The following is a 5,953-nucleotide window of genomic DNA, read 5'->3' on the forward strand; positions in this document are numbered from 1 at the left end:
GGCGCCGCCCCGTGGCCCTGCGCCTGGGCTGCGCGCAGCGCTTCCACGGCGGGGTCGGCCTGCTCCCTGAGCTCGGCCAGCACCGACATCACTGCGGCGACGATGCCCATGTAGCCGGTGCAGCGGCACAGATTGCCGGACAGTTCCACCCGAACCCGGCTCTCGTCCGCATCCGGCAAGCGCAGCACGATATCGCGCGAAGTCGCCAGCATGCCCGGAGTGCAATAGCCGCATTGCAAGGCGTGGTGCTTGGTAAAGGCGGCGCGCAGCCGCTGCATCACCGGATCGGCGTCATAGCCTTCGATGGTGGTCACCTGCCGGCCTTCGCAGGCCACTGCGAAGGAAATACAGGAACGCACCGGCGCCCCGTCCACCAACACCGTGCAGGCGCCGCAGACGCCATGTTCGCAGCCGAGATGAGTGCCGGTCAGGCGCGCCTGATCCCGCAGGAAATCCCCCAGATGCATGCGCGCGGGCGCCTCGTGCGATACGCGCTTGCCGTTTACTTCCAATGTCACCTGAACCATGGTCATTCCTGTCAAGCCAGAGCCTGCGCCAGGCAGCGCGTCACCGCGGTCCCGTGCAGCTTGCGATGGTGTTCGTCCTTGTCCTGCATGACGCCGGCCAGCTCGCTGGCCAACAGCGTCTCGTCCAGGCCCGCCAAGCCCTGCTGCGCGATACGCGCGGCCAGTTGGGGCAGCAGCCTGGGCGCGCCGTCCAGGGCTCCCACCGCGATGCGCGCCGTCTTTGAAGACGGATCGAACCACGCGGCGCAACTGGCCTCGGCGAACTCGCCGGTCTTGCGGCAGAACTTGTAGTAGCCCCAGCGCGCCTGCGGCCCGGCTTCCGGTATGTGCACGGCGGCGATCAGCTCGTCTTCGCGCAGTCCGGTGGTGTAGGCGCCCTGCATATAGTCTTCCGCCGCCAGCATGCGCACGCCGTCCGGCCCCGCGATCTCCAGCGTCGCGCCCAGGCCGACCACGGTCAGCACCCAGTCGGCCGCCGGGTCGGCATGCGCCAGGCTGCCGCCCAGCGTGCCGCGGTTACGGATGGCGCGATAGGCGATGCCCGGCGCCACCTGCTGCAAGGGCGTGCCGCGCAGCAATTCGTGCACGCCATCCTCGATCTCGGCATGGGTCACGGCCGCGCCTACGCGCAGCTTGCCGTCCTTGCGCGAGACCGTGCGCAGTTCGGACAGGCCGGAAATGTCGATGACGACCGGCGGACGCGCCAGGCGCAGGTTCAGCATCGGCCCCAGCGATTGGCCACCGGCCATGAGCTTGGCACGGCCCTCGTGTCCGCGCAGCGCCCGCAAGGCGTCCTGCAGCGTGTCCGGGCGGGTGTATTCGAATGCGGCCGCCTTCATGCCGTCACCTCCGCGGCAACGGTTGCGGTCTTGCGGCTGCCCTCTGCGATGGCGGCCAGCACGCGGGTCGGCGACAGCGGCGTGCGCAGCAATTCAGCCGCGCCCAGCGGGCGCAAGGCGTCGTTGACCGCGTTGAACAGTACCGCAGGCGGCGCGATGGCGCCGCCCTCGCCCATGCCCTTGGCGCCGAACTCCGTATGCGGCGACGGCGTCTCGAAGTGATGCAGGCGCATGTTCGGCACTTCAGTGGCGCCCGGCAGCATGTAGTCCGCCAGCGTCGACGCCAGCGGCTGGCCGTTGTCGTCGTAAGGCGTTTCCTCGTAGAAGGCGGTGCCTATGCCCTGGGCCACGCCGCCTATGGTCTGGCCTTCGACCACCATGGGGTTGATCATCGTCCCGCAGTCCTCCACCACCACATAATCCAGGATCTCCACGCCGCCCGTGCCCGGATCCACCGCCACCACCGCCGCATGGGTGGCGTAGGTGAAACAGCCGGTGTCGACCTTGGGCTTGTAGCCCACGGTGACTTCCAGGCCGCTGGGGTCCACGTCCGGCGGCAGCAATTGCGGCCGCAGATACCAGGCGTCGGCCACGTCCTTGACCGACACCGATTTGCCGCCGGATTCCAGCCGGTCGCCGTTCCAGGCCACGTTGGCCGGATCGGCCTGCAACAGATGCGCGCCGATATGCGTGAGCCGCGGCAGCAGGCGCTTGCAGGCCTGCGACACCGCGCCGCCGGACATCACCAGCGAACGCGAGGCGTAGGTCCCGGTGGAGAACGGCGTCTGCCCGGTGTCGCCGTGCAGCAGCTTGATGCTGGCCACGTCCACGCCCAGGATCTCGTTGGCGATCTGGGCAAACGTGGTTTCCATGCCTTGTCCGTGCGAATGAACGCCGACCCGCAGCTCCAGCCCGCCGTCCGGCGTGACCCGCGCGGTGGCCTGGTCAAAGCCCGGAATCACCGGCGTGCCCCAGGCCGCGAACACCGAGGTGCCGTGCGCCGCCTGCTCGGTATATGTCGCCAGGCCCACGCCGATGAGGCGGCCGTCGGCTTCCCCCTGGCGCTGGCGCGCGCGGATGGCATCCACGCCTATCATGTCCATGGCCTGCTGCAGGCTGGCCGGATAGTCGCCGCTGTCCAGGTGCTTGCCGGTGACGTTGACGTAGGGCATCTGCTCGCCTGGCACCAGGTTTTCGTGGCGGATTTCCCAGGGTTCGCGCCCGACCTCGCGGGCGATCGCGTCCATGGTCAGTTCGATGGCGAAGCAGACGCCGGTGCGCGCCACGCCGCGATAGGGCACGAAGCCCGGTTTGTTGGTGGCCACCGCCCGCGTCACGCAGCGATAGCCCTTGAATGCGTACGGCCCCGGCAGGTTGCCGATGGCCTGGCCCGGTTCCAGGCCGATGGTGAACGGCCAGACCGAGTAAGCCCCACCGTCGATGGTGATCTTGGCGTCCAGCGCCAACAGCTTGCCGCGGCGGTCGGCGTAGGCCACCATTTCATAATGGTGCTCGCGCGAATTGGCGCCCGCGGTCAGGTGCTCGCGGCGGTCTTCGATGAAGCGGAACGGCTTCTTGAAGGTCTTCGCCAGCCAGGCCACGCACAGTTCTTCCTGCTGCAGCACGCATTTGTAGCCGAAGGCGCCGCCCACGTCCGGCGACACCACCCGCACCCGGCCTTGCTCCAGGTCCAGGCACTGGGCCAGCACGCTGCGGATCATGTGCGGCACCTGGGTCGCGCTGACCACCACCAGCTGGTCGGCCTGGTGGTCCCAGTAGGCCAGCACCGCCTTGCCTTCCATCGGCACCATGCATTGCCGCGACAGGTCGATCTTGCGGCGCACGACCACATCCGCCTGCGCCGCCAGTTCATCGAACTGTTTGTCGACATTGAGCGTGACGAAGACGTTGTCGCGCCATTGTTCGTGCACAAAATCGCCCTGGGCGGCCTGGGCGCTGACTACGTCCGCATACACAGGCAGGTCGTCGTAGTCGACCTCGATCAGTTCGGCGTAGTCTTCGGCCTCGGCCCGGGTCGGCGCGAACACCATGGCGATAGGCTCGCCCACGAAGCGCACCTTGCCCGAGGCCAGCGGCGGCTGGGCCGAGACCTGGTAGCTGGGCAGCGTCGAGTCCGCCACGATGTCGCGCGCGTCGACCATGGCCTGGCGCACAAACGCCTTGTCCGCGATCTGCTCGGCCACGCGCACCGAAGTGATGCGCGCGTGCGCCAGCGGACTGCGCAGGAAGGCCACCTCGCACAGGCCCGGCATGGCCATGTCAGCCACGAAATTGCCCTTGCCGTGCAGATGGCGCGCGTCTTCCTTGCGCGGCACCCGCGCGCCCACTCCCTGCGGCTTGCCTGGCCGGCCGTGCGTATCGGCGTTTGCTGTCGTCATGACTACCCTTTGTCTCCTGCTTGCTTGTTACTTGGCCTGGGCCTTCGCCACGGCGGCGAAGGTGTAGTTATCCAACGGGCTTTCGGCCACCCGGAACCAGCCCGCCTGCTCGGCCTGGAATTTCTTCCAGTCGGGGAAGATGGCGGCGAAGTCGGGGTTCTTGGCCGAGAGTTCAACCCACAGTTCCTGCGACGCGTTGTACGCCGCGTCCATCACTTCCTTGGGGAAGAAGCTGACCTTGGCGCCGCCGGCGATCAGTTTGCGTAGCGCCAGCGGATTGCGCGCGTCGTAGTTGGCCAGCATGCGCATGGTCTGTTCGCCCGCAGCGGCCTCGAAGGCGGCCTGATAGGCCGGCGGCAAGGCTTCCCAGGCCTTGTCATGCACCATGCTGGTAATGGAGGCGCTGCCTTCGAACCAGCCCGGCGAGTAGTAGTACGGCGCCACCTTGTTGAAGCCCAGCTTCTCGTCGTCGTAGGGGCCGATCCATTCGGCCGCGTCGATGGTGCCCTTTTCCAGCGCGGGATAGATGTCGCCCGGCGGGATCTGCTGCGGCACCGCGCCCAGTTTGGACAGCACCATGCCGCCGATGCCGCCGATGCGCATGTTCAAGCCCTTCAGGTCGGCGACCGACTTGATTTCCTTGCGGTACCAGCCGCCCATCTGCACACCGACGTTGCCACAGACGTGGTTGACGATGTTGTACTTCTTATAGAGCGCGCGCAGCATCTTCAGGCCGCCGCCGGAATGGATCCAGGCGTTGTGCTGGCGGGCGCTCAGGCCGAAGGACAGGCCGGTGTCGAAAGTCAGCGCCGTGTTCTTGCCGATGTAGGCCGTGCTCAGCACGTGGTTGCATTCCACCGTGCCGTTGCTGACCGCATCCATGTTCTGCGCGGCCGGCACCAGCTCGCCACCGGGAAAAGCCCGGATCTCGAACTTGCCGTCCGTCAGCTGCGCCACGCGCTTGCACAGATCCTCGGCCGAGCCGTAGATGGTGTCCAGGCTCTTGGGCCAGCTGGTGGACATGCGCCAGCGCACCGACGGCGCGGATTGCGCGACGGCAGGCATGCCGACGGTGGCTAGGCCCGCGCCGGCTGCGCCGGCGGCTTGTGCGAGGAAACGGCGTCGTTGCATTCATTGCTCCCGATCTGGTTCGATTGAGTCCCCTTGGACCCGCCTCAACTCATGCCAACGCCACTCGCGTACATCCGAAAAAAACGTTAGCACACTGAATTGTTGATCAGCATACTGACAGTAATTTTGAGTGTCAACAAGGTAAATCCCCACTGCTGACACCCGCGGAATGCCTAGCTTTTCCCCGTTCCGGGCGGCATTTTCCGCGAGACTCGCGTGCTGTTTGTGGGTACTCCTTACATATAGTGGACACCCGCGGACCTGGGCCGAATCAGGCGTGCATAATAGGCCCGCGCCGCAGCCCTTCCCGCCGCCTCATGTCGGGGAAATCCCTAGCTCCTGACTTGTTTTTTTAGGCAGTACACTGACGACAATTACTCAGCATACTGACGAGCGAGTTGATATGAACTGGATCCGCATTGCCTCTACCGACCAACTCACCGACGACGACGAGGTGATCCCCGTCGCAGCCGGCGAAAAGCAGCTTGCGCTGTATCGCAGCGAAGGCGAGTTCTACGCCTCCGACAACGTCTGTACGCACGCCTACGCGCTGCTGTCCGACGGCTATCTGGAAGATGGCTGCATCGAATGCCCGCTGCACCAGGCCAGGTTCGACATCCGCACCGGCCAGGCCATGTGCGCGCCAGCCACCAGCGGCATCCGCGTCTATCCGGTCAAGGTCGAAGGCCAGGACATCTACGCCAACCTGCAGGGCTGACCATGGCTGACGCAGATCCTATCCTCATCATCGGCGCCGGCCAGACCGGCGCGGTGGCGGCCGCCACGCTGCGCGACCTGGGTCACGACGGCCCCATCACGCTGATCGGCCAGGAAGCGCATGCGCCTTACGAGCGCCCGCCGCTGTCCAAGGCCGTGCTGCAAACGGCCGACGCGCACGGCCAGACGGCGGTGCATGCCGGCGACTTCTACGAACGGCAGCGCATCACGCTGCTGACCGGCACCGAAGCACAGGCCATCGACGCTGCCCGCCGCCTGGTCCGGCTGGCCGATGGCGGGGCCCTCCCCTACAGCCGCTGCCTGCTCGCCACCGGCGGCC

Annotated in this window: 6 protein-coding genes; 2 read left to right on the plus strand and 4 right to left on the minus strand. The window is 66.7% G+C overall.

Features of this window, described 5'->3' with window-relative positions:
• The 4 genes from VIR09_RS24020 to VIR09_RS24035 all read right to left on the minus strand — a co-directional run.
• The coding region (locus VIR09_RS24020; protein WP_332015125.1) for a (2Fe-2S)-binding protein at positions 1-533 on the minus strand (533 nt) is incomplete at its 3' end.
• A 5-nt stretch (positions 534-538) separates the two neighbouring features.
• The gene (locus VIR09_RS24025; protein ID WP_332015126.1) at positions 539-1,366 is read right to left on the minus strand and encodes an FAD binding domain-containing protein; all 828 of its coding nucleotides are present in this window, start codon (positions 1,364-1,366) and stop codon (positions 539-541) included.
• Positions 1,363-3,765, minus strand: a complete 2,403-nt coding sequence (locus tag VIR09_RS24030; RefSeq protein ID WP_332015127.1) for a xanthine dehydrogenase family protein molybdopterin-binding subunit — start codon at positions 3,763-3,765, stop codon at positions 1,363-1,365. Before VIR09_RS24030 ends, VIR09_RS24025 begins: the two co-directional genes overlap by 4 nt.
• A 27-nt stretch (positions 3,766-3,792) precedes the next feature.
• Positions 3,793-4,896 (minus strand): TRAP transporter substrate-binding protein, encoded by a 1,104-nt coding sequence (locus tag VIR09_RS24035; RefSeq protein ID WP_332015128.1) that lies wholly within the window; start codon positions 4,894-4,896, stop codon positions 3,793-3,795.
• 403 nt (positions 4,897-5,299) lie between these two features.
• Between VIR09_RS24035 and VIR09_RS24040 the strand changes: the two genes are divergently transcribed.
• Both VIR09_RS24040 and VIR09_RS24045 read left to right on the plus strand, forming a co-directional pair.
• Complete coding sequence (locus VIR09_RS24040) at positions 5,300-5,614, plus strand: non-heme iron oxygenase ferredoxin subunit (protein ID WP_013393112.1); 315 nt, start codon at positions 5,300-5,302, stop codon at positions 5,612-5,614.
• A gap of 2 nt (positions 5,615-5,616) precedes the next feature.
• A partial coding sequence (locus VIR09_RS24045; protein ID WP_332015129.1) for an FAD-dependent oxidoreductase occupies positions 5,617-5,953 on the plus strand: 337 nt, incomplete at its 3' end.

The sequence above is a fragment of the Achromobacter sp. genome (assembly GCF_036567245.1).
Classification (GTDB): domain Bacteria; phylum Pseudomonadota; class Gammaproteobacteria; order Burkholderiales; family Burkholderiaceae_B; genus Achromobacter.